General features: G+C 40.9%; 22 protein-coding genes. 13 read left to right on the top strand and 9 right to left on the bottom strand.

What is annotated here, in order from left to right; genetic code table 11:
* Nucleotides 1-73 precede the first annotated feature (73 nt).
* Nucleotides 74-1,177: a sensor histidine kinase gene (locus BQ5321_RS01615; protein ID WP_071392879.1), complete on the bottom strand. Its 1,104-nt coding sequence runs from the start codon at nucleotides 1,175-1,177 to the stop codon at nucleotides 74-76.
* Entirely contained in the window at nucleotides 1,170-1,871 is a 702-nt protein-coding gene (vanR, locus tag BQ5321_RS01620; RefSeq protein ID WP_071392880.1) for a vancomycin resistance response regulator transcription factor, VanR-F/VanR-M family, read from the bottom strand. The genes BQ5321_RS01615 and vanR overlap by 8 nt, the downstream gene beginning before the upstream one ends.
* A 443-nt stretch (nucleotides 1,872-2,314) precedes the next feature.
* Between vanR and BQ5321_RS01625 the strand changes: the two genes are divergently transcribed.
* From BQ5321_RS01625 to BQ5321_RS01635, 3 genes are all read left to right on the top strand, one after another.
* Entirely contained in the window at nucleotides 2,315-2,806 is a 492-nt protein-coding gene (locus BQ5321_RS01625) for a DUF2975 domain-containing protein (RefSeq protein ID WP_071392881.1), read from the top strand.
* A gap of 10 nt (nucleotides 2,807-2,816) precedes the next feature.
* Complete coding sequence (locus tag BQ5321_RS01630) at nucleotides 2,817-3,032, top strand: helix-turn-helix domain-containing protein (RefSeq protein ID WP_071392882.1); 216 nt, start codon at nucleotides 2,817-2,819, stop codon at nucleotides 3,030-3,032.
* A gap of 142 nt (nucleotides 3,033-3,174) precedes the next feature.
* The gene (locus BQ5321_RS01635) at nucleotides 3,175-3,936 is read left to right on the top strand and encodes an isoprenyl transferase (protein WP_071392883.1); all 762 of its coding nucleotides are present in this window, start codon (nucleotides 3,175-3,177) and stop codon (nucleotides 3,934-3,936) included.
* Between the two features lie 216 nt (nucleotides 3,937-4,152).
* Here BQ5321_RS01635 and BQ5321_RS01640 read toward each other — a convergent pair whose 3' ends face one another.
* Entirely contained in the window at nucleotides 4,153-5,121 is a 969-nt protein-coding gene (locus BQ5321_RS01640; protein ID WP_071392884.1) for a DMT family transporter, read from the bottom strand.
* Between the two features lie 142 nt (nucleotides 5,122-5,263).
* On the opposite strand from BQ5321_RS01640, the gene BQ5321_RS01645 reads away from it, so the two are divergent.
* The 4 genes from BQ5321_RS01645 to BQ5321_RS01660 all read left to right on the top strand — a co-directional run bounded on the left by BQ5321_RS01645 (nucleotide 5,264) and on the right by BQ5321_RS01660 (nucleotide 10,473).
* Complete coding sequence (locus BQ5321_RS01645) at nucleotides 5,264-6,142, top strand: LysR family transcriptional regulator (RefSeq protein ID WP_071392885.1); 879 nt, start codon at nucleotides 5,264-5,266, stop codon at nucleotides 6,140-6,142.
* A 545-nt stretch (nucleotides 6,143-6,687) separates the two neighbouring features.
* The gene (locus BQ5321_RS01650) at nucleotides 6,688-8,214 is read left to right on the top strand and encodes a spore germination protein (protein ID WP_084786594.1); all 1,527 of its coding nucleotides are present in this window, start codon (nucleotides 6,688-6,690) and stop codon (nucleotides 8,212-8,214) included.
* A gap of 29 nt (nucleotides 8,215-8,243) precedes the next feature.
* Complete coding sequence (locus BQ5321_RS01655) at nucleotides 8,244-9,335, top strand: Ger(x)C family spore germination protein (RefSeq protein ID WP_084786595.1); 1,092 nt, start codon at nucleotides 8,244-8,246, stop codon at nucleotides 9,333-9,335.
* Nucleotides 9,336-9,354: 19 nt separating this feature from the next.
* On the top strand, nucleotides 9,355-10,473 hold the full coding sequence (locus tag BQ5321_RS01660) for a GerAB/ArcD/ProY family transporter (protein ID WP_071392888.1): 1,119 nt from the start codon (nucleotides 9,355-9,357) through the stop codon (nucleotides 10,471-10,473).
* A 128-nt stretch (nucleotides 10,474-10,601) separates the two neighbouring features.
* On the opposite strand, the gene BQ5321_RS01665 is transcribed toward BQ5321_RS01660, so the two are convergent.
* The gene (locus BQ5321_RS01665) at nucleotides 10,602-10,802 is read right to left on the bottom strand and encodes a Fur-regulated basic protein FbpA (protein ID WP_071392889.1); all 201 of its coding nucleotides are present in this window, start codon (nucleotides 10,800-10,802) and stop codon (nucleotides 10,602-10,604) included.
* A gap of 618 nt (nucleotides 10,803-11,420) precedes the next feature.
* On the opposite strand from BQ5321_RS01665, the gene BQ5321_RS01670 reads away from it, so the two are divergent.
* Nucleotides 11,421-12,158: a DUF2161 domain-containing phosphodiesterase gene (locus BQ5321_RS01670; RefSeq protein ID WP_071392890.1), complete on the top strand. Its 738-nt coding sequence runs from the start codon at nucleotides 11,421-11,423 to the stop codon at nucleotides 12,156-12,158.
* Nucleotides 12,159-12,238: 80 nt separating this feature from the next.
* Here the strand turns inward: BQ5321_RS01670 and BQ5321_RS01675 are convergent, their stop codons facing one another.
* The gene (locus tag BQ5321_RS01675; RefSeq protein WP_071392891.1) at nucleotides 12,239-12,691 is read right to left on the bottom strand and encodes a DUF2269 family protein; all 453 of its coding nucleotides are present in this window, start codon (nucleotides 12,689-12,691) and stop codon (nucleotides 12,239-12,241) included.
* 681 nt (nucleotides 12,692-13,372) lie between these two features.
* Between BQ5321_RS01675 and BQ5321_RS01680 the strand changes: the two genes are divergently transcribed.
* The gene (locus tag BQ5321_RS01680; RefSeq protein ID WP_071393032.1) at nucleotides 13,373-14,971 is read left to right on the top strand and encodes an alpha-glucoside-specific PTS transporter subunit IIBC; all 1,599 of its coding nucleotides are present in this window, start codon (nucleotides 13,373-13,375) and stop codon (nucleotides 14,969-14,971) included.
* Between the two features lie 102 nt (nucleotides 14,972-15,073).
* Nucleotides 15,074-15,565 carry a hypothetical protein gene (locus BQ5321_RS01685; protein ID WP_071392892.1) on the top strand — a complete coding sequence of 164 codons (492 nt, stop codon included), beginning with the start codon at nucleotides 15,074-15,076 and terminating at the stop codon, nucleotides 15,563-15,565.
* Nucleotides 15,566-15,750: 185 nt separating this feature from the next.
* Here BQ5321_RS01685 and BQ5321_RS01690 read toward each other — a convergent pair whose 3' ends face one another.
* From BQ5321_RS01690 to BQ5321_RS01700, 3 genes are all read right to left on the bottom strand, one after another.
* On the bottom strand, nucleotides 15,751-16,746 hold the full coding sequence (locus BQ5321_RS01690) for a zinc-dependent alcohol dehydrogenase family protein (protein WP_071392893.1): 996 nt from the start codon (nucleotides 16,744-16,746) through the stop codon (nucleotides 15,751-15,753).
* Nucleotides 16,747-16,819: 73 nt separating this feature from the next.
* On the bottom strand, nucleotides 16,820-17,791 hold the full coding sequence (locus BQ5321_RS01695) for a carbohydrate kinase family protein (protein ID WP_071392894.1): 972 nt from the start codon (nucleotides 17,789-17,791) through the stop codon (nucleotides 16,820-16,822).
* A gap of 502 nt (nucleotides 17,792-18,293) precedes the next feature.
* Entirely contained in the window at nucleotides 18,294-19,652 is a 1,359-nt protein-coding gene (locus BQ5321_RS01700; protein ID WP_071392895.1) for a 6-phospho-alpha-glucosidase, read from the bottom strand.
* Between the two features lie 555 nt (nucleotides 19,653-20,207).
* Between BQ5321_RS01700 and BQ5321_RS01705 the strand changes: the two genes are divergently transcribed.
* Nucleotides 20,208-20,969 carry a MurR/RpiR family transcriptional regulator gene (locus BQ5321_RS01705; protein WP_071392896.1) on the top strand — a complete coding sequence of 254 codons (762 nt, stop codon included), beginning with the start codon at nucleotides 20,208-20,210 and terminating at the stop codon, nucleotides 20,967-20,969.
* A gap of 185 nt (nucleotides 20,970-21,154) precedes the next feature.
* Nucleotides 21,155-21,649, top strand: a complete 495-nt coding sequence (locus tag BQ5321_RS01710; RefSeq protein WP_071392897.1) for a PTS sugar transporter subunit IIA — start codon at nucleotides 21,155-21,157, stop codon at nucleotides 21,647-21,649.
* A gap of 220 nt (nucleotides 21,650-21,869) precedes the next feature.
* Here the strand turns inward: BQ5321_RS01710 and BQ5321_RS01715 are convergent, their stop codons facing one another.
* Nucleotides 21,870-22,337, bottom strand: a complete 468-nt coding sequence (locus BQ5321_RS01715) for a CinA family protein (protein ID WP_071392898.1) — start codon at nucleotides 22,335-22,337, stop codon at nucleotides 21,870-21,872.
* Between the two features lie 210 nt (nucleotides 22,338-22,547).
* Here BQ5321_RS01715 and BQ5321_RS01720 point away from each other — a divergent pair, with 210 nt between their 5' ends.
* Nucleotides 22,548-23,327, top strand: a complete 780-nt coding sequence (locus BQ5321_RS01720; RefSeq protein ID WP_071392899.1) for a formate/nitrite transporter family protein — start codon at nucleotides 22,548-22,550, stop codon at nucleotides 23,325-23,327.
* Nucleotides 23,328-23,343 lie beyond the last annotated feature (16 nt).

Genomic DNA, 23,343 nt, shown 5'->3' on the forward strand with positions numbered 1-23,343 from the left:
ATACTTAAAAGAATAGGAAAAACTATTTAAATAAAGAGTAGGGTATTTCTTAAATTTTTCTTAAAATCGGTACTTATGGTTCATCATTTTGCTTTGGCAGACGAACCTCAAATGATGTTTGAATGACATTACTTTTCGCGGTAATGGTTCCGTCGTGCTGTTCGACAATATTCTTGGCAATGAACAAGCCAAGACCTGTGCTATCCTCACGATGCGTTCGTGCTTTGTCGCCGGTATAGAACATATCAAAAAGCTGTGGAAGCTCTTCCGGTGGAATCGAATCACCATAATTGATCACCTGTACCACGACCTCGTTCTCTTCAATAAAGCCGTTGATATCGACAAATTGACCATCATATCCGTAACGAATCGCATTCGTCAGTAGATTTTCAAACACACGGGCCAGCAAAGCACCGTCAGCATGAATCGTTAATTGGGGCAGGCAATTCATCCGGACAAGCAAATGATTTTTCTCGAGCACAGGATACATCTCCTCCGTTAATTGATGGAGCAGGTCTGTTAAATTAATCGACCTTTTTTCTACCGGAAGCATCCCGTAGTTCATCCGCGTTATCTCGAATAATTCATCAATCAGCCCTTCTAACCGCTGCGATTTCGTAAAGGCAATTTGCAAAAAATGTCTTGTCTGCTCTTTCGACAGGTCTTCATCCTTGAGGAGCAAATCCAAATAGCCTAGCACCGAGGTAAGCGGCGTCCGTAAATCATGCGCTAAATTGACGACCAGTTGATCCTTACTGCTTTCGGAGAAATCACCCCGCTGAATCGCCTCCTGCAATTTTTCACCCGCCAGATTAATGTCCTGAGCAATCGCTCTAAATTCATCATTGGATGGAATCTGGACCTTGTGCTGAAAGTCCCCACGAGCAAGGTTGTGAATCCCGTTAGAAATTTCCTTGAAATAGGTGGAATAGGGCTTTGTTAGGAAAAAGAAATATAGGAATGATAGCAAAATAAACACGATAAAAAAGATAGTAAAGTCTCCAAATAGCCCCATAATGTGACGAACTAGGGCAAGTGGATCCCCAAAACGGACCTTCATATGGTAATATAACTGCAGTCCTTTAAAAACGATGTATGTTGTGATTCCGGAAAGAAGCATGCTTAAACCAAATAATAATACCATCTTGGCACGAAAACTATGTATCCTTTTAGCCATCGAATTTATACCCTACTCCCCACACAGTCTTAATCCATTTATCCTTCCGTTTGTCTTCTTCAAGCTTTTTTCTTAGCGTTCGTATATGAACCATGACCGTATTTCCACCTTCAAAATAGGCTTCACCCCACACCTGCTGAAATATATTTTCCACACTGAATACCTTCTTAGGGTGACTCGCTAGTAAATACAAAATATCAAATTCCTTTGGTGTCAGCTCGATGCTTTGGCCATATAACGCCACGGTCCGTTGCTCAGGTGAAATCGTTAAACCACCAAATTCCATGCTTGTTTTGTGAGCTGTTTCGATTTTCGGCTGGTTGAGCTTAATAAATCGGCGGAGCTGCGCATTGACACGGGCAACCAGCTCAATGGGGGCGAATGGCTTTGTCATATAATCGTCGGCCCCAATGACCAGGCCCTGTACCTTATCGAAATCGGAGGTCTTGGCACTTAAAAAAATGATCGGCATATTATGCTGCTCGCGTATCCGGCGGGTTACTTCATAACCATCCATTTTCGGCATCATAATATCTAAAATCAGCAAATCAACAGGCTCCGTCTCAACGACACGAAGCGCCTCCAGCCCATCACCCGCTTTCAACACCTGATAGCCTTCAGTTTCTAAATGAATGCCAATCAGATCCGCAATTTCCTCCTCATCATCAGCAATTAATATCGTTATATCCTTCATCCTTCCACTCCCAAACCAAAATACATATATGTGTTTCACAATAAGTCGTATTTATTGTCTATTATTTCCTATCCTTTTGCAATCGAATTCCCGTGACTGTACTGCTTTGGGAAAAAGAGGCTGGTTCTGACAGAGCTGAGCTAATATAGCATGAAGAAGTCAATAGGGAGGGGGAACTCAGACAAAATTCAGTTATTAAATCGAAAGTTTGTCAGAAGGAGGGGGAACTCGGACAAAAATAGGTCCATAAACTGAAGGTCTGTCAGAAGCAAAATACCATTCAGTCTGCAATACAGTCTCATCCCCCTCAACCCCTCCATACAATCCCATTCCCCCAACTCGTACCGCAATAAATAACTAACTAAAAAGGATAAAAATTTATTGTAAAACGATAAATCCTGTGCTACTATCAATTCGTAAATAACCAAGTGAGGTGCTTTTTCATGAAACGAGGGTCAACGTTATTTTTAAAGACAGCGGTTATCTGCATTGGCATTCCTGTTCTTGCTTTGTGCATCTTCCTGCTGCCACAGATAGCCAGCGTAGCCATTGAGCATGCCAAAGATGGGGATGTATTGGCATATGTCGTATTCGGCATTTTAGCTATCATGTATGTATCAGCGATTCCGTTTTATTATGCCTTGTATCAGGCATTTAGACTGTTAAACTATATTGACAAGAACCAGGCTTTTTCCGAATTATCCGTAGCAGCACTCAAGAAAATCAAACACTGTGCCATCACCATCAGCTGCTTGTACGTATCAGCTCTGCCATTGGTCTTTATCATAGCGGAATGGGATGATGCGCCAGGGCTCGTCTTAATGGGAATGGTCATTGTTGGTGCTTCGATGGTAATCGCAGTCTTTGCTGCGGTTCTGCAACGGCTTTTAAAAGAAGCGATTGATATTAAATCTGAAAATGATCTAACGGTCTGAGGTGGGGAAAATGGCGATAATAATCAATATAGATGTGATGTTAGCGAAACGGAAAATGAGCGTCACAGAGCTTTCTGAGCGAGTTGGAATCACAATGGCCAATCTTTCCATTTTGAAAAATGGAAAGGCAAAAGCCATCCGTTTATCCACCTTAGACGCAATTTGCAAGGCGTTAGAATGTCAGCCTGGTGATATTTTAGAATATAAAAGTGGCGAAGAAATGTAATGCTCATAACCTGACATTGCAGTCGGGAAAAAACACTCAGCTCATGGGATAAAAGGCAGAGCACTGCCTCCCTAAAGGAGTCTCTCCCTGTGTCCTACGGGTGAGAGGGCTGAGAGAATAACCATATTTCGGGGGAAAGACCATGTCAATGAAAGTTCCTTTTTTCAATCATAAACAATCAAAAGAATCCTATCAGTTTCCAGAAGAAGCAGCACCGGAGCATATTGCCATTATTATGGACGGAAATGGACGCTGGGCACAGAAGCGAGGCTTGCCACGAGTGGCGGGGCATAAGGAAGGGATTTCTACTGTGATGAAAGTGGTCAAGGCCGCAGTCAAGCTAAATGTGAAGGCTCTGACACTTTATACGTTTTCCACGGAAAACTGGAAACGTCCAAGACCTGAGGTAGACTTTATTTTGAAACTTCCGAAGGAGTTTCTGCACCTCTATCTGCCAGAGCTTATCTCAAACAACGTGCGAATTGGGGCAATCGGTGATATGGAAAATCTACCAGCTCATACACGGGAAGCGGTACAATTTGCGATTGACCGTACCAGGAATAATGACGGCCTCAGGCTGAATTTTGCGCTCAACTATGGAAGTAGACACGAGTTAATAAAGGCCATGAAGGAAATGTATGCCGATATCAACAACGAGAAATTATCATTGGAGGAACTGGACGAACAGCATGTTTCACAATATCTTTATACGGCAGGGATGCCAGAGCCTGACCTGCTCATACGTACCGGCGGGGAAAAACGCCTAAGTAATTTCCTGCTCTGGCAGCTGGCCTACACTGAGTTTTGGTTTACGGATGTCCTATGGCCGGATTTCTCAGAGAAGGAATTTCTGCAGGCCTTAGAAGAATACAGGCAACGAAAGAGACGGTATGGCGGAATCTAGATTCCATATACCCATCCGGAAATAACTTGGAAAGACAGCTTCTCGTGACACCATGCTCGTGCAGGTTATTTTTAAATAAAGTAGGGTGAAGGTATTTTCGATATTGATCAATCAGCTTTAATAATTGCATCTTGCTTCAAAAAATGTTCCACGGGCCATGTTTGGCGGATATATGGCTAAAAGGAGGGACACACCTAACCGGTCCCTCCTTCTTAGTTAAGAGATCTGCTCACGCAGGTTTGTTCGAACAGGCAGCTTCGCTTCTCTCTTTTGCAGAATTCTGATAAAAATATTATTAGAAAGAAGTGAAACGATGATAAATACCGTCCCGATTAGATCAAACATTGTGATCTGATTGCCTTGAATAATTGAAATGGAAAGTGTTGTGACAGGAACAAAGTTAATAAACAGCAGTCCATTTAATGGCGATAACATACTTACGCCGATGTTCCAGCCTACGAGTGCAATGACGCCAGGGAATAGAATCATAAATAATAGATGCGGACCGACTGCTTTGATGGCACTTCCTGATGGGACGGAAATAGTGCCAAACAATGTTGCCACCGCTACAATGACAGCCGCCGTCACCGTACCAAGCAAACAGCTTAACGTTGAATATCTTAAAGCAGACCAGCTGCTAAACTCACTGCCGCCCATTGTGTAAATCACCCAGCCAACCACGGCAATAAATATGAGCACCGATGGGATTATATGATCTGTCGCACTAAGAAATGCTTTAATATCCCCTTTTGTAATCACGAGTACAGCACCGATAAAGGAAACGACTACACACATTAATGTGAAGAGATGAGGTCTTTTTTTAAAAAACAACCATACAATGACGATGGAAATCATCGGCATGAGTGATTCCATAATCGATGCAACCATCACGCCTGGTTCGCCTAATAAATCCTCGCCCCAAAAGATGAATAAATTATAGACGGTAAACGCCATTGTGCCGAAAAACCATAAGGGCAGACCTTTTCCTTCCAATCGAAAAGCCTGTTTTCCTTCTTTCCATAACAGAATTAAAACCAAAATAACCGTAACTGACCCATAGCGGATGATTGTAAAATAGAAAGGATCTATATATTTGAAAGCAGCATGTGCTACAGGAAACATGGCTCCCCAGGACACCGCAGCAATAAAGCATAAAATAGCTCCTAGCCAGACACTGTTCTTCAAAACCTCTACCTCCTTCACAAAATTGACATATTTATCTTCTATCTTTTTTACTATCTTGTAAAATGAACAATAATGATGATTAATATCATTTTTATTGATAATATAGTGATAATAATGAAAATTTAAAAAGGATGGGAAGATTGTGGAATTTAAGGACTTAGAAATCTTTCAGGTAGTGGCGGAAAAGGGCACAATCACAGAAGCGGCAAAAGAGCTAAGTTACGTGCAATCAAACATTACCTCGAGAATACAGAAGCTCGAAACCGAGCTGAATACTCCTTTATTTAACCGACATCGTCGCGGGATGAGTTTAACACCTGAAGGAAAAAAGCTTCTGGCGTATTGTAAAAAAATATTAATGTTAACAGCCGAAATGAAAAAAGTAGTTCAAAGTAACGAGGAGCCATCTGGCAAGCTGGAGATTGGCACAGTAGAGACGGTCAGCCATTTACCCAAAATATTATCTACCTATATTAAGAAATATAAAAATGTTGATTTATCCCTCTTTTCAGGTGTCACAGAAACATTAGAGGAGAAGGTCTTATATCATAAGCTGGACGGAGCGTTTGTGACGGAAGCAGACTTTCATCCCGACCTTGTATCCCATGAGGTGTTCCAAGAGGAGCTTGTTTTAATCTGCGATAGGCACATCTCCACAATGGAAGAGGTAAAGGAGCAGCCTGTTTTATGTTTTAGCGAGGGCTGTGGATATAGGGCGCGTCTTAAAGCATGGTATAAAGACCAAAACATCACACCCAAAAGAATAATGGAATTCGGTACATTAGAAACCATCCTACAAAGTGTAACAATGGGACTTGGTATTACCTTTGTACCAAGGTTAGCCGTCACCCATCTAGAACAAAGCGGCCACATCCAATGCCACACACTTCCAGAAGAATACAGCAAAATCAAAACCGTCTTTATCAGAAGAGCCGACACCCATATGACATCAACAATTGAAAAATTCATCGAAGTCATATTGGGTGACAGGCACCGCCCGAAAAATCTTGTTTCACAATAGATATTCAATGTTTCACAGGGATATTATTGATGGGAGAGCAGGCATTATGTTTGCTCTCCTTTTGTGGCCAATTTTTTAAACTTCATTCAGCAAATGTTTTTTGTACCAAAAGCTTGCGACAGGTATAGCAGTCTCCACTTCTACAAGTGGGGGATGTATGCAATGGTCCTTCGATTTAGTGGGGATCAAACCCCGGATGAATGAAGTTAAGCCTCCGGCGAGACTTGCGATTGTTTTAAGGTAGATTACCCGAGCGAGCTCAGGTAATCCGGACGCAAATTCGACGGGCGAATTTGATTTTTGTCTCATTTCGAGCCATTAAACGGAATTTCTCCGCCTAACAAGTTATAATCACCATTTTTCGGCAGTCGCCCCCATATCCATTATTCAGACTATTTTTCCACTTTTAAAAAAAACATCCCCCATGCTTCCAATCCAGCCTTACCTGTTTTTCTACATTTTTCACTTAGGTTGAACATATTTCCAATCTTGTTGATAAATACTACAGATACCATAGTATTTTTTATGTAGGATTGGGTGGAGCAATGTTTAGGAAGAAAAGAGGACAGAGACAAACATCCGAAAGAAGTGTTGAGACAGAGGAAATAACAAAGGATGAAGTATTTGAAAAGGCGAATAAGTCCAGTGACTTTGTCACGATTTCACCATTGGCAAAGGAGTCTTCGATCCGGATTAGTTTTTATCAAACCTTGATTAATCCAGATATCCTACAGCAATCTGTTTTACCATCACTCAAGGAAAAGGCCTCGCAAATAAAAGAGCTTTCTGACCTAATGGCGATTGTTCCTATAGAGGATATCAAAATCATCACTGACCCGGTTATGGTTGGACACGCGCTTCATGATGGAATGATTGCCATTTATTTTAAAGACAGCATGAAGGAATATGCTCTCATAAATGTGAGTAATTCCAGGTTGGGGCAGCGTGAAACAAATGATACGCAAAATGAGTTTAGTGTCATTGGACCAAAGGTTGGTTTTATTGAGGATATCGTCACCAATCTTCATTTAATAAGAGACCATCTACACACAACCGACCTTATTTTTGAAGAGCTAATGGTTGGTTCAAGGTCGAGGATAAAGGTGGCTTTGGCCTATCTAGAGGGTGTCACCAATCCTGAATATGTCAACACGATTAAACAGCGGCTCACAGAGCTTGATGTGGATATCACCTTTGATAATACACTGCTTGAACAAATGATTTCGGACCATAGTTCGACCCCCTTTCCCTTATATATCACAACAGAGCGTGTCGACAGAGCAGTAGGGGCCATTGTAGAGGGGCAGGTGGTTCTTATAAGTGATAAATCCTCCTACGCAGTTATTGGACCGGTCACATTGATGGATTTTTTCTCAAACCCGGAGGATTTTTACCTTCCGTCGATGATTGCGTCGTTTTTTAAATTAATCCGAGTATTTGGGATGCTGTTTTCGATTTTTGCCACCGCCTTTTATGTTGCGATTTTAACATTTCATTATGAGGTTGTACCGAAGGATTTGTTAGGTCCCATTATTCATTCGCGGGCGAATGTCCCTTTTCCGCCTGTATTAGAGGTTTTATTCCTGGAGATTACCATCGACCTATTGAGGGAAGCGGGGGCACGGCTGCCAACAAAAATTGGCCAAACGCTCGGTATTGTCGGCGGGATTGTCATAGGTCAAGCAACGGTTGAAGCAGCATTAACCAGTAATATTTTATTGATTTTTGTTGCCCTTGCCGCATTGTCTTCTTTTACAACCCCTATTTATAAAATGTCAAATGCCGTCCGTTTATTACGATACCCTTTTATCCTGCTTGCAAGCATTTGGGGCGGCTTAGGTATTTATGTTGGCTTAATTTTTTTAATCGCCCATTTATCACGTCTAAAATCACTCGGTGTTCCCTATTTAGTTCCGATTTATCCTTATCGAAAAGGCGGGGTTGCCACTTCCTTTATCAGGCCTGATTATCTTAAGTACAATAATCGCCCTTGGTATTTAAGGCCTTTAAGCTTAAAAAGATATTCACCTGATTCTGATCAAGACCCCGAGGAAGGTCTGAATACTGAATGAATAATGATGACATAAAGGCTGAGTAACTTATGAAAAAATCGCGAAAGCATTACAGGTTTCTTTTATTAATGGTGTGTCTTGTGAGTCTTTTAGGTTGTAATAGGACGAGGATTATCGACAAAATTAGTATCGTCCATTTATTTGGGTTCGACCAATCCGATAATGGGGAATTAATCGGTACGGTGTTATCCCCTGAATATACGAAGAGCAAGGCAAGTGACCAAATTCAATATTTATCTGAACAAGGGGAAACGAGCGCACTTATTGTGCCAAAAATGGAGGCGTATTCAAATACTCCCATTGAAATAGCTAAAATTAGAGTGTTAATAATTGGGAATCGCTATGCTAAAGCAGGCATTAGGAATATGGTCGATCGCTTTGTGATTACGCCACAGCTTGGGACCAATATTCAAATCGTTGCCTCTACGCATACGGCGAAAGAAACGCTGAATGCTTTTAAAAAGGAAAAATCACTGACCTTAGCTGAACAGCTAGAGCATAATATGCAAGGGCAGAACCTGCCAAACATGAACCTTCATTATTTCCTCAATCACTTTTACGGAGCAGGTATGGATCCCTATGTTCCGATGCTGGCGATAGACGAAAATGAAAAGTTGAAGATTGAGGGTCTTGGGATCTTTAAGGATGATCAATTAAAGCTCCGCTTAAATCCAGAGCAGTCCATCTTATTTTCGATTCTTAAGGATTACCGTAGTGAAGCAACCTTGAAAATGGACCTCGATCAGAAGAACTCGAAGGAAATAATAACGGTTCGAGCATTCCGAAGTAAAAGTCATTGGGATTGGAACCAGAAGAAGAAGCAATTAAATCTTCGTTTACGGCTAGAGTGGACACTGATGCAATATCCGAATCGATATAATCTTGAAAAAGACAAAGATGTAAGGGAAATGAAGAATATGATAGTAGAGAAGCTAGAAAAGGAGATTAGGGACTTATTAGCACTTTTTAAAGAAAATGAAGTAGATCCCCTTGGACTTGGCAATATTGTACGGTCACAGGATCGAACATGGAAGGAAGAAGCATTTTATCAGCAGTATCCTGAGATGCCAATTAACGTTAACATTAATTTACAAATCATACATACTGGTCTCGAAGACTAGCTAATGAGGATGGATGACGATGACCTCAATGGTGAAAGAAAATAAAATGGTTTCTCCTTACTTTCTCTTCTTTCTTATGCATTCGGCACAAACAGGGGTGAGTGTTCTCAACTTCCAATCCAATGTCATTAGGGGGGCAGGTCATGATGCCTGGCTCTCTGTCTTAGCCTTTGGACTCGTTTTGCATGTTGTCTTTTTGATGATGCTTTTGATTATGAAAGTTTCAAGCTCGGGGGATATCCTCTCTTTCCACAGGGATGTGTTTGGAAACATCTTTGGTGGTGCATTAAATATCATCCTAGCATGCTATTTGGCCATCGTTAGTCTATTTGCCATACGTACCTATATCGATATTCTTCAGATTTGGGTGTTCGATGGCATCGCCAGCTGGGAATTCTCCTTGCTTTTATCCCTTTTGGTTTATTATATTGTGGTAGGAGGAATTAGGGTGATCACAAGTATCGCTTTCTGGGGCGTTGTGATTCCTACTTTTCTGTTGCTATCCTTACTCTATCTGCTTGGCTTTGCAGAGGTTTCCTATCTCTCTCCACCCTTCGAGCATCGAGCGAAGGACTATTTCATCTCTGCTAAGGAAATCGCCCCCATGTATTTCGGATTTGAAACCGTGCTTGTTTTTTTCCCTTTTATTAAAAATAAAGAAAAGGCTCAAAAGAGGGGTCATTTAGGGTTACTCTATACAACGTCACTATATACAATTATTACCATTATTACTTTTTTGTTTTTTTCGCAAGGAAAGCTGCAACATTTAACCTGGCCTACTTTAACCATGATTAAAATTATCCGCTTGCCATTCTTAGAGCGGTTTGAATTTATTTTTATATTCACTTGGCTGTTAGTCGTTATGCCTGTTATCTGTACTTATCTCTGGTCGGCTGTTAGATGTATGAAAGCAACAATCCCGAAATTAAAACCGACCTATATATTAGTGGGATTCCTTCTCATTTTTCACTATGTCAACAGCCAATTAGTCGAAATCCATTATTCCAGCGTAATGGAAAAATACATAGGGTATAGCGGATTAATCCTGCTTTTTTGCTACATACCGTTCCTTTTTTTGATTGCTATTATCAGAAAAAAGATGACTAAGAAAAGAAAACGACCTCCCGAGGCATCCTGATATGAACAAGAGAGGATCTGTGATTTGGCTCAGATGTTACGCAGTCCATTACAGGAAGAGGCAGAAACATCCCTTTTTAATAATAAGAAAACCACCCGCGCCGTGAAGACAGGGTGGTTTTGATTTGGTTAGGTTTCACTATCACGATTTCGCGCATTACGATTGGAAAGAAGTCCATTATCCTTTAAATATCGGTACTCTTTTTCAAGGTCACTCAAGGTCCAATCATCAAGGTGTTTTTTGCTTTTGTAATATACACCTGATTCCGTTAACAGATGAATTAACCTTTGTCTTTGTGATTGAACCGCATGCCGAAGTAAGTCTCCCATATTTCGAACCCTCTTTTCCTTGGATACAAGTAAGAAAGGATTGTGAATGCTGGCTCTTCGATGAAATTTCTTTACTTCACATCCTTATTTAAAAAACTGATTCTGAAACAATGTAATCAACCAACCTATAGTAAACGAAACCAGGAAGTATGTGCTGAGATAGCTTAGCATCAACATGACCAGGATCATTTTCATTTCCTCCATTCCTGTAAAAATTGGTTTTAGGAAAAGGACTCATAAAAATGCTGCTGTATGAAAGGTTCCAATGTATAGTAAGTAGAGTGAATGGAGAAATGACTTAGTGGAGTAAACGGGTTCTTCTGCTGCTGTGTATAAAGGATGACATGCTTATTCAATGATATCCGTAAGGGAAAAAATGAAGAAATCTCAAGTCTGTTTTGCCATCAGCTCCCCCCTTTCAAGTGATAAATCTTTGTCCTTCATCGGTAGTTGCCATTATAGACTAGGCCATTTCAAATAGTTGTCGGTTTATCTGGAATAAATCATTTTAATAGAATTCGTCATTTTTCTATAAAAAATTACCTGTGTTAAACGTATAATAGATAGGCAAGTAATATCAGTATTCGAGGAAACTGGTCATAAAGTGGTGAGGGTCATTTGAGTGAAAAAAGAAAACTACAAGAGGTAGATTTATATAAACCGATTCAACGGTATTTTGTTCGTGAGGAATATGAGGTTTATGGGGAAGTCAACGATTGTGACATCGCCGCGGTTAAGGATGACGAGTTGGTGATTGTTGAATTAAAGCTGACGCTTAGCGTTGATTTGCTTATCCAGGCAGCCAAGCGGCAAAAGTTAACCAATCAGGTATACATCGCGATTCCGAGGCCAAAGGGACGCTTGAACTCGAAGCAATGGCGAGATAAATGCCATTTAGTCAAGCGGTTGGAGCTGGGGCTCATCCTCGTCTCCTTTCAGGGCAAAGGAACCAAAGCAGAGGTTTTGTTTCATCCGGCCCCACTTAGCCGCCAAAGCAAGAGGCAAAACAAGCGTAAGCGGGAGGCCTTAATGAAGGAGATGGCAGGTCGAAGTGCGGATTATAATATCGGTGGCAGCAGTCGAACGAAAATTATGACGGCCTATAAAGAGAATTGTATTCAAATTGCCTGCTACCTGAATCATTTAGGGGCTTTGTCGCCAAAAGCATTACGGGAAAAGGGGACGGGTGAAAAAACCTCCTCCATCCTCACGAAAAATTATTATGGCTGGTTTGATAGAGTACAGCGAGGCATTTATGTTCTCAGCGAGAAGGGGAAAAAAGAGATAGAAGATTTTCCCGAGATTGTCGACTATTATTTAAGTCAGCTTCCAGCCCTGGAATTACCCGATAAGTAAGAAAAGCACTTTGAGAAAGTGAACTCTCTCATCGTGCTTTCTTTTTTTCTGCCGCTTGAAGGCATTGGGATTAATTCCTATTAGAACGGCTTTGTTACCATGAAAATAATGATAATGACTGTTGCTATATATGTATAGCGATTGAACGGAGCTGCTTGTTTTTTGACATTTAGATAAGAATCAGGAAGCTCATGACCCTGATGATTTTTAAGAATTTCCACCTGTTGAGCCACTTTTTTAGGAACGATAAAGCCGGCAACGGGCAAAATAGTCACGAATAGAATGAGTGACGCGATATACCAGCCCTGCGTAAATAAACTAGTATTTAATGCTCCCATCATTAAACCTGAAATAAGTAGGGTAAAAGTCCCTATGACGACTACCTTATCAATGGAATGATTTACATGAAGAGCAAACTCTGCTTGCTTGGCTGTTTTAGCCCTGTTTAATAGAAAGGGTGATGCGAAGGATGCGCCAATGCCACATATCGCACCGAGAACATGGATTAACACAATAAATCCATATAAAGACATAATTCTTACCTCCTAAATTAGTTTTACCTTCATTCAGCAGAAGTCCTCCACTTCTACAAGTGGGGGATGAAGGCAAATGGTCCTTCGATTCAGCGGGGGTACAAACCCCGGCTGAATGAAGTTAAGCCTCCTGCGGATGTCTCGGATTTTTTAAAGGTAGTTTACCCGAGCGAGCTTAGGTAATCCGGACGCAAATTCGATGGGCGAATTTGATCTGTGTCATCATATCACAGGACTTTAGTAGGTGTTTGTTGAAAAATGTCGAAAATATAGAATTTACATATTTTTTATGTTGAAAATGTTGTTTATCTGTTTTTTAGGTCAGTTCAATTGTTTATCGTAGAGTTTTCCACCCCAATTATCGCTTGGGAAAGACAAAGAACCCATCCTAGTAAATATCTGAAATTCACTCCAGCAAGCTCCTATAAATACCGTCCTCATGCATTTTACCTCGTTGGGAAAATTCTCACTTCCTGATACCCATTACTACTTTTGGTTAATTTCCCAGAGTTGGCAAACTGTATTGTGAAATGTACTCGAAGAGGTTAATTTTATTGTGTAAGCGTTACCTCAATTGGAGGGAAGGAAGTGATTTGCTGGAATTTAGCAAAAAGTACTTTTCTAAAATAATTTTTTAGTTGTACTATAAAAAGTGAGGTGTTTTTTTTTATGAAAGATAAAATGATGCAGGTTATGCAGCGCTTTGGCGGTGCTATGTTTACTCCGGTTTTATTCTTTACATTTTCTGGTCTTATTATTGCCATTACGATTATGTTAACCAATCCAGCGATTGTAGGTGGACTGGCTGATCCGGATGCCTTTTGGTATAAGTTTTGGATGACCGTACAAAATGGCGGCTGGACGATTTTTAACCAAATGGAATTAATCTTTGTTGTTGCACTACCAATTGGATTGGCTAAAAATGCACCTGCACGTGCAGCAATCGAATCTCTATTAATATATCTAACCTTCAATTATTTTGTCGGCAGTATCCTCCAATTCTGGGGTCCAACCTTTGGTGTCGATTATTCCGTAGATATTTCCGGTGGCGGCTACGGAACGGGCCTAGACATGATTGCAGGTATTAAGACGTTAGACACCAATATTCTAGGCGCTATTGCGATTGCAGCGGTATCTGTTTGGATACATAATAAATTCTTTGATAAAAAATTGCCTGATTGGCTTGGTGTTTTCCAAGGTTCTACTTTAGTAGGACTAATGGGATTTTTGATTATGCTTCCTCTCGCTCTAGTCACTTGCTTTGTATGGCCAGGAGTACAAAATGGAATTGCCAGCTTACAAGGCTTTATGGTTTCTTCCGGAACCGTCGGTATTTTTGTCTATAACTTCTTGAATAGACTCTTAATTCCAACTGGTTTGCATCATTTTATTTGGATGCCTTTCCTATATGGACCAGCAGCAGTGGATGAAGGCCTTGTGAAGTACTGGTTAACCCATCTCAGCGAATTTGCTGCATCAACGAAGCCGCTTAAGGAATTATTCCCTGAAGGTGCCTTTATGATGTTTGGTACAGAGAAAGTGTTTGCCCCAATCGGAATTGCGGCAGCCTTCTATCTGACTGCTAAGCCTGAAAAGAAAAAACGAGTGTTAAGTATCTTAATCCCGGTTGTTCTTACTGCTATTTTAACCGGAACTACCGAGCCTTTTGAGTTTACATTCCTATTCGTTGCTCCCATCTTGTTTGTGATTTATGCTCTCATTTCGGCAACGATGAATACTCTAATGTATGTAATGGGTGTTTCAGGAAACTTTAACAGTGGTTTGATTGACTGGGTAACACAAAACTGGCTGCCACTATTCCAAAACCATTGGCAAACCTATTTAACCCAAATTGTAATCGGTTTAATCTTTGTTGTGATCTACTTTGCGGTATTTAAATTCTTAATCGTCAAATTCAATTATGCAACACCTGGACGTGAAGCGGATCATGAAGAAACAAAATTAATCCGAAAAGAGGATTATAAGAATAGTAAGCAAGGGGCAGCAGGAGCTAAAGTGGGAATCACTGGTACCTTTACTGACTTGGCTGCTAATTATTTAGAGGCACTTGGCGGCAGGGATAATATCGAGGACGTAACCAACTGTGCAACAAGATTAAGGGTTACCGTCTATGATCAAACTTTATTAGCCTCTGATGCAGAATTCAAAATGGGCGGAGCACACGGTGTCGTTCGAAATGGTAAAGCAATTCAGGTCATTGTTGGATTATCTGTTCCACAAGTAAGAGAAGAGTTTGAAAAATTACTGAAAATTAGTTAAGTTTTGAAGATATCCATTAAAGATACCCTGTTATCAACATAACAGGGTAGATTACTATTATGATGTGTAAGAATGAAAATAACGAAATAACGAGGGATTACAATGAAAGCAATTTTAAAGAATGTCATGCTTCCTTTTTCAACCTTTGAAAAGGCCTATAAAATATTAATGAGTTTAACCATTTTAATACCTGTGGTCTTTGGTATCTATATGATGATGACGATGAGTACGCAAGGCCTTAATTTTGAAGAGTATTTAAACCAAAGTGTCTGGAGCAATATTCAATTGGTTGTTTCCATGCTGGGTTTAACATGGGCTTATATCCTTTTTTCTATCTATCAGAATATGGATACAGAGGAAGGGAAGGCTTATATTGGTTTTGCCTTATGGATCATGCTGATTTCGCAAATCGCTGTTAGTAATCTTTTAATTACCATCGTAGTGGCCATCACTTTATATTTAATGAAGGTGAAATTCACACAAGTGATGAAACTGAAAATCATTCTGCAAAATAAGCTTATTTCCTTGTTAATGTTATTTCTGCTATTCTTTTCTTTTATCTGTAGCTTTGTTATATTACGAGTCGGAATGTAGTCCGTTTGGAGGATGGACGTGGTTGAAGTCGAGCGAAAACCCTGAGCAACAGGGTTCTTTTTTTTGCCATAAGAAAGCTTTGTATAAGGGAGAAATCAATCATTAGATGGAAGGAGAATTTATCATACCTTGGAATTGAAAAAGGCACAGTTAGCATGATTCACTAACTGTGCCTATTAAATACTCTATAAAGTAATTAACGCTTTTGAAACCTGTAGCTTCGGGTAGTTCTCTAGAACATGTTCAACCTCTTCCAATCTAATTCTATGACTGATTAGCGGTTCAATATTCACCACTTCTTTGTCCAACAATTTCACTGCCTCATCCAACGTGAATGGATTAATGAAGGAGCCTGAAATCGATAATTCTTTACTAAAGATTTCATATGGAGCGATCTCAACGACTTCATTTGGACCTGGAACACCAAACAGAAGCACCTGTGCCCCTTTACCAGCACATTTCACTGCATTTTCAATCGTTACTTTCTTCCCAACACATTCGATGACCACATCAAATTGGCTATATAAATCAGAAGTAATTTGGGAAACCACCTCTGTCGCCCCGAGTTGTGTGAGTACCTCATGCTTCGAAGCATTAATTTCACTAACCACAATCGAACCTGTTGTGTAATTTCGGACAAGTTGCAGGAACAGCATGCCAATAAAGCCGCCTCCGACAATGAAAACTCGGTCATTGGGTCTGAAGGTGAGCTTCTTAAATCCATGCAGCACACAGCTCAAAGGCTCAACCATGGCGCCTTGCTCATAGCTCATTGAATCTGGCAGAGGATAGCAGTTTGCCTCAGGAGCTGTACAGTATTCGCCCATGCCTCCATTGCGGGTCACGCCTACTGCTGATAAATCGGAACAAAGATGAACCTTGCCGCTGCGGCAATACTTACATTTCCCACAATAGATATTAGGGTCAACCGCTACTCTGTCACCAACCTTTACTTGAGTCACCTCAGCACCAATTGCGACCACTTCGCCGGCTAATTCATGTCCCAATACAACAGGAGGGGTGACTTCAGCAGAGCCGGGGTCACCATGGTAAATATGGAGGTCAGTGCCGCAAATCCCGCAATTTTTTACGCTGACCAAGACTTCACTTGGTGCTGGCTCTGGAATGGCCACCTCTGACAGTTCTAGTTTTTTTGTATCTGTTAAAACAAGTGCCTTCATTCTATTCTACCTTCTTTTCTTTTAAAATGATGATACAGTTCAAGCACAAATGCACATGGTCATGATCAAACGATTATTGCTTCGAGATTAATAGCTGGATTTCTTCCTTTTTCGGCAAGGAAGAAATCGCTCCTTTTCCAGTGGTCGTCAGTGCTCCGCTGGCATTGGCAAAGGCAAGGATTGATTCATGATTGGCTGCAAGAATGTCCTCCAGGTTTTGCTGGGTGGCTTTCTTTTTAAGCAGCTGGTATAAGAATCCGCCAACGAAGGCATCACCTGCACCGGTTGTATCGAACACCTCGACCTGGAATCCGGTAGATTCATATTTTTTATCCTTTAAAAAAAGCTCTGCTCCATTTGCGCCTTTTGTGAAGATAACGGTCTTCACATCGCCCACGAATAACGATGAAATGGCTTTTTCCTCATCCTTCATTCCGGTAACAAACTCGAGCTCTTCATCGGAAATCTTCACGATATGGGCCATTGGAATAAAGGATAATATCGTGTTTCGGCATTCCTCTGGGTCTTCCCAAAGAGGCAGGCGCACATTAGGGTCGAAGCTGATGATCGCTCCGTTTGATTTGGCACTTTGAATCGCCTTCATATGGGCTTGCTTCATCGGGCTTTCGACTAAATCAACCGAGCCAAAATGAAGAATATCTCCTTCTGCAAACCAATTCTCCTCAATTTCTGCTTCTGATAGCAATAAATCGGCAGAAGGCTTGCGGTAAAAGGTAAAATCCCTCTCACCATTGCTTTGCAACGAGACAAAGGCTAAGCCTGTATTGGCTTCTGTTGTGGTTTGAATTTTATTCGTCTGAACTCCGGCTTCCTCCAGCTTCTCGAAAAGAAAGCGGCCGAAGGGGTCTGCTCCTAGTTTTGTGATCATCGATGCTTGACCACCGTACTTGGCAACCGCTGCTGCCACATTGGCAGGGGCCCCACCAGGAGCACGCTCAAACGTAACAACATCCTTCAAGGCTCTTCCTTTTTCCAGCGGAATAAAATCAATTAATACCTCGCCGATTGAAAACAAAGTCGACATGTTCCACCTCTTATTTCATTTGAATATTTATCAAATTCGCCCGTCGAATTTGCGTCCGGATTTTTATCGAGCTCGCTCGATAAACTACCTTTAAAAAATCCGAGACATCCGCCGGAGGCTTAACTTCATTCAGCCGGGGTTTGAACCTCCACTGAATCGAAGAACCATTTGCATTCATCCCCCACTTGTAGAAGTGGAGGACTTCTGTACCTGTCGCAAGCTTTCGGTACAAAAAGCATTTGCTGAATGAAGTTAAATCAATTAATCTAGAATATTGGTTTCCGTTTCAGGTACTTCAATCAACCTGCTAATAAAGAATAAACATTGTTCTTAAGCCATTAATCTTCCCTTGAAAGCGTTTCAAATATAGTTGAAAAAATTTTTGAAAATAAATATTCCTATCATACATAAAGAGACAAGAGGTCTCTTCACGTATGATAGGAATTACAAAGCTAAGGTTCAATGATAGATAAGTAGGTTTGAACCATAATCAGATTACTTATTAAACGTTGGCTGTCACAAGCTCTGCTTCTTTCTTAAGCTCTGGCCAGTATTCTTTGTTTGCTTCGATTAAATCATCGAGAATGTCCTTTGCAACCTTTGCACTTGGAACGGTTTTAGACAGTGTTAGGGCCTGCCATAGCCTTTGATAAGAGCCAGTTGCCCATGCTTCCACGACTAATTTTTCAACAGAAACCTGCTGCTCCATTAATCCTTTTTGGAATTGTGGGATCGTGCCGATTGATAGCGGCTCAGGTCCATTGCTTCCAACGATACATGGAATTTCTACCATAGCGGTTGGGTCAAAGTTTTCAATTGCGCCTTTATTTTCAACGATTAAAAGCATTCTTTCATGTGTGTTATAAGCAATCGCACGGGCAAGGTCAACGATGTAGGAAGCATGGTCATCGGTATGAAGCTTAATGCCTTCCGTTGATTGCTGCTTAATCACCTTTTCGCACTCACCGAAGACAAACTTTTCGCGGCCATCCATTACTTCATTAGCACGTGTATACTCTGAATTTGAATGCTCTACCACATAGTCTGGGAATAGGTAGTACTTAAGGTAAGTATTCGGCAATGTCTCAGGGTCCATTGCATAGGTATCACGTACCTTTAAGAAGGTGTCATTCCAGCTTGCTTCGATATGCTGTTCATTTTGTCCAGCATTTGTTACATAACCGTATTGACGTACATGCTCCTTCAGCTTAGGCATTAAATCATTGCCATCATTATCGCGGATATCTGTCCACCAGCCAAAGTGGTTAAGGCCATAGTAACGAACGTTCATTTCCTTACGAGAGGATAGACCTAAGATTTTAGACATTAAATCCTCAGTCGCTACAGGCATATCGCAAATGTTCAGGATTTTTGAATTTGGACGCAGGCGGCGAGTGGCTTCTGCAACAATCGCTGCTGGGTTCGAATAGTTAAGCATCCATGCATTTGGAGAATATTGCTCCATATAATCAACAAGCTCTAATACGCCGCCGATTGAACGCATACCATACGCAATCCCACCAGGGCCGCAGGTTTCCTGACCAACAACACCATGCTTAAGTGGAATTTTTTCATCTAATTCACGCATCGCATATTTGCCGACACGAATGTGAGCCATGACAAAATCTACATCTGTAAAAGCTTCCTCCGGATCCGTTGTTGCCACAAATTCAATCTCTGGAGCTTTTTCTTTTATAATGATTTCACAAGCACCAGCTACAATGCTTTGACGCTCTTCATCATTATCGTAAAACTTTAGCTTTCTAATAGGGAATTTATTTAAATTATCTAGTAACATTAATACGATTCCAGGTGTGAAAGTACTGCCCCCGCCGGCAATAACAATTGAATATTTCTTCATATCGATTTCCTCCCAAACAAATAAGTTATCGCTTACATGTCCATTTATAGCACACAAAAAAAACAGCAACAATAGAGTACAAGCATTAAGGGCCCAATCTCTGTTTCTGTTCCAATTCTCATTTCTCGAGAAAATTCCCGCTTCATTATGAGACTCTTTTTACCACCTATCGAGCTGGGAAATTTCTTAGGTGGAGGGAAAAGGAACAGAATAGGTGATATTAACCAGAATCTCTGCAGTCTATTGTTTCAATGTAGTCGAGCTGTTATAAAGGGAATATGAAAGCCCTTACGATGTTTAAGGATATAATGATTATTTGAAAAAAATCTCTATTAGAAAGCTATGATGATGCTTTGATTGACTATAAGACAGGCCTTTAGTCAGTAATTTATGCTGAATCGAAATGCTGCCTACACACCAATAGGAAATGGATCGGCATCAGGCATTAATAGTAGATCTTTCAGTATTGATGATGTGTATGGAAGGTATCCTTCACCCCGTCCTTGTGATAGGTGTGTTCACTTTTGTACAATAATACAATAAGGAGGGGTTATTGTGACACTCGAGGAATTAATTAATAAGTATTACAATCAATTGAATGAAAATGACCTTCACATTCTCAAATATGTCCTTAATCATAAAAAATCTTGTTATGAGCTTGGCATCAATGCTTTAGCGGAGAAGTGTAATGTTTCACGGTCTTCGGTATTAAGATTAGCTCAGAAGCTAGGGTTTAGCGGTTATAGTGAATTCCGGGTTTTTCTAAAGTGGCAGGATCAGGAAGATGTAAAGGAAGAAACCAATTTAATAGAGGTTTTGAATAATGATGTTCTTGAAACCATGAAATATGTACAATCAAAGGATTTTAGTGAACTGTGCGCCCTCATCCATCAAGCGGATCGAGTATTTGTCTACGGCACGGGTACCGCACAAGTCAATTGTGCTCAAGAGCTTAAAAGACATTTCCTGCCTGTACATAAATATTTCCACACCATACCGGCTCAGAATGAATTGGAAATCATCCTTCCGAGTCTTACCGAGAAGGATTTGGTAATTATTATTTCATTATCGGGTGATACCCCGACCATTTTTCCAGCGGTACAGTCTTTAGTCGCCAAAGGAATTCAGTTTATTTCCATCACGAATCTCAAAAATAATCGTCTGGCCAGAATGACACCGTATAATCTGTATACAAACAGCTCGAATAACATCCTAGAGGATGGAACGCAAACACCAACCTTTGTCTCCTTTTTTATTGTCTGTGAAGCACTATTTTGGAACTATATTACATTTCTGTCGGATGGAGAATTACAGTAGGACATGAGCATCGTTCCGGGCGCTGTTGTTGCGGTCTCCTAATGTATATGGAGTACCTGGAACAGAAGTAACTAAATCGTTTTTTCCTAAAGGTATGTCAATATTCTATTCTAATCTCATCTTTTGATAGATAAATAGTTGATAAGAACTAGATTCTAATAAACTCTAGAAAGCAGGTTATGAAGATGTTCAATAAATTATTTAGTAAAAAAACGAAGACCATCATCGAGGAAGTTTTCTCACCATGTAATGGTGAGGTGATTCCATTGTCAGAGGTACCCGACGCTGTTTTTGCCGAAAAAATGATGGGGGATGGAATGGCTGTTATTCCGAATAGCGGCAGCTTCTTTTCGCCTGTTAATGGGCAAATCGTGAGTATTTTCCCGACAAAGCATGCCATCGGAATTCGTACGGATAATGGGCTGGAGGTTCTGATTCACGTTGGCTTAGATACTGTTGAGTTAGATGGCAAGGGATTTGAGCTCCTCGTTCAGGAACAGCAAATGGTAAAAGCAGGAGACCCGCTGGTGAAGGTGGACCTTGAGTATCTTGAAAATCAGAATAAGGAAATTGTCACCCCTGTCCTCATCACCAATATGGAAAAAACCAATCAGGTGGAATTCCCTCAATATGGAAACATTGCGGTTGGAGACTCGATTCTTAAATGTCATTTAAGTTAACTTCTTTCAGCAAATGCCTTTTGTACCGAAAGCTTGCGACAGGTACAGAAGTCCTCCACTTCTACAAGTGGGGGATGAATGCAAATGGTCCTTCGATTCAGTGGGGGTTCAAACCCCGGCTGAATGAAGTGAAGCCTCCGGCGAGTCTTGCGGGCTCACAAATCTCCCCTCATTTCACCCCTACTCACATACGGAAAACTTTTTGAACCATGGCTCTAATCTAAATCAAATCTAATAGCTTCTCCAAAACAAAATTCACACTTGATCTTCGTACCTCATTACGATTCAGCCCTTCAAAGTATTGGGTAAAACTATCAATTTCACCGTTGATGTTAAACCCGAAACAAACCATGCCAACCGGCTTATCTTCTGTGCCCCCTGATGGACCGGCTACTCCGGTGATGCCAACTCCAACCTCTGAATTTGCCGCTTTCGCCGCTCCACTGGCCATTTCCCTTGCGACTTCTTCGCTCACTGCACCGTATTTTTCCAAAGTAATAGGGTTCACGTAGACCAATTTCGTTTTGGCTTCATTAGAATAGGTAATAAAGCTGCTGTTAAGCACCCTTGAAGCATTAGGCACATTGACAATTTGCGCACACATCAGTCCACCGGTACAGGATTCCGCAAAGGAAATATGGTACCCCCTCCTAATAAGCAGGTCAACAAGCTTCTCCTCTAGATTCATAGCATAACCTCCCGAATAGAATAACACCCTTAAAATACCATAAAAGTCACTTCGAGTGACAGGCACCATCTAGTTCATTTAGAAATTCTTCGAATAGAGTTTTGTTTTTCCTCTTTCTTGAATAATTGGAAATAGGGAGAAGAATAATAGAAAAGGCATAATGGTATGGGAAACCATACAGGGAGTATCTAAGAAGGTGAGAATTAGTGTATGGAAACTAGCGGTTTATCCAAAATGGAGGAATTGGCACTTAAGAAGCTGATGATCTTCCAAAACAGTTTCATTCGTTACCTCGCAAGAGCTGCGCTGGCCAGTATGTTTATTGGCTTTGGGGTAATTGTGGCATTTAAAACGGGAAATTATTTTTATGTGGAGCATTCCCCCTTTACTTACCCAATGGCCGCTCTCACGTTTGGGGCAGCAATCATCTTAATTTCTTATGGTGGTGGAGATCTATTCACAGGAAATACCTTCTACTATACCTATGCGGCGCTAAGAAGGAAGATGAAATGGGTACAGGTGGCGCTGCTTTGGATGTCCAGTTATCTCGGAAATATGCTTGGGGCAGCCATATTTGCCGGGTTTATTTTCATGACGGGACTGTTTGCCGACCATTCCGTGAACGGGTTTCTCCTCAGTGTCGTGGAAAAGAAAATGCAGGTCCCCACAATAGAGCTGTTATTTCGGGGGATTTTATGTAACTGGCTTGTGTGCCTAGCCTTCTTTATTCCGATGTTTTTTCAAGAGAACGGCGCGAAAATGTTTTCGATGATGCTGTTTGTGTTTTGCTTTTTCATCTCTGGCTATGAGCATAGCATTGCCAATATGTGTACGTTCGCGATTGCCCTTGTTGTCCATCATCCGGAGTCCATTTCATGGGCGGGTGTCATACATAATTTAGTCCCTGTCACGATTGGGAATCTAATCGGTGGGGGATTTTTAATGGCAGTGATGTATTACTACGTCAATATGCCGTTCCTAGAGGATTGAATATTTTTAGCGAGGA

The sequence above is a fragment of the Bacillus tuaregi genome, assembly GCF_900104575.1.
GTDB lineage: Bacteria > Bacillota > Bacilli > Bacillales > Cytobacillaceae > Bacillus_BD > Bacillus_BD tuaregi.

Bases quoted from the DNA above. Each gene is read 5' to 3' on its own strand.
- BQ5321_RS01615 (WP_071392879.1), bottom strand. From the start codon at position 1,177: ATGGCTAAAAGGATACATAGTTTTCGTGCCAAGATGGTATTATTATTT.
- vanR (WP_071392880.1), bottom strand. From the start codon at position 1,871: ATGAAGGATATAACGATATTAATTGCTGATGATGAGGAGGAAATTGCG.
- BQ5321_RS01625 (WP_071392881.1), top strand. From the start codon at position 2,315: ATGAAACGAGGGTCAACGTTATTTTTAAAGACAGCGGTTATCTGCATT.
- BQ5321_RS01630 (WP_071392882.1), top strand. From the start codon at position 2,817: ATGGCGATAATAATCAATATAGATGTGATGTTAGCGAAACGGAAAATG.
- BQ5321_RS01635 (WP_071392883.1), top strand. From the start codon at position 3,175: ATGTCAATGAAAGTTCCTTTTTTCAATCATAAACAATCAAAAGAATCC.
- BQ5321_RS01650 (WP_084786594.1), top strand. From the start codon at position 6,688: ATGTTTAGGAAGAAAAGAGGACAGAGACAAACATCCGAAAGAAGTGTT.
- BQ5321_RS01655 (WP_084786595.1), top strand. From the start codon at position 8,244: ATGAAAAAATCGCGAAAGCATTACAGGTTTCTTTTATTAATGGTGTGT.
- BQ5321_RS01660 (WP_071392888.1), top strand. From the start codon at position 9,355: ATGACCTCAATGGTGAAAGAAAATAAAATGGTTTCTCCTTACTTTCTC.
- BQ5321_RS01665 (WP_071392889.1), bottom strand. From the start codon at position 10,802: ATGGGAGACTTACTTCGGCATGCGGTTCAATCACAAAGACAAAGGTTA.
- BQ5321_RS01675 (WP_071392891.1), bottom strand. From the start codon at position 12,691: ATGTCTTTATATGGATTTATTGTGTTAATCCATGTTCTCGGTGCGATA.
- BQ5321_RS01680 (WP_071393032.1), top strand. From the start codon at position 13,373: ATGATGCAGGTTATGCAGCGCTTTGGCGGTGCTATGTTTACTCCGGTT.
- BQ5321_RS01685 (WP_071392892.1), top strand. From the start codon at position 15,074: ATGAAAGCAATTTTAAAGAATGTCATGCTTCCTTTTTCAACCTTTGAA.
- BQ5321_RS01690 (WP_071392893.1), bottom strand. From the start codon at position 16,746: ATGAAGGCACTTGTTTTAACAGATACAAAAAAACTAGAACTGTCAGAG.
- BQ5321_RS01695 (WP_071392894.1), bottom strand. From the start codon at position 17,791: ATGTCGACTTTGTTTTCAATCGGCGAGGTATTAATTGATTTTATTCCG.
- BQ5321_RS01700 (WP_071392895.1), bottom strand. From the start codon at position 19,652: ATGAAGAAATATTCAATTGTTATTGCCGGCGGGGGCAGTACTTTCACA.
- BQ5321_RS01710 (WP_071392897.1), top strand. From the start codon at position 21,155: ATGTTCAATAAATTATTTAGTAAAAAAACGAAGACCATCATCGAGGAA.
- BQ5321_RS01715 (WP_071392898.1), bottom strand. From the start codon at position 22,337: ATGAATCTAGAGGAGAAGCTTGTTGACCTGCTTATTAGGAGGGGGTAC.
- BQ5321_RS01720 (WP_071392899.1), top strand. From the start codon at position 22,548: ATGGAAACTAGCGGTTTATCCAAAATGGAGGAATTGGCACTTAAGAAG.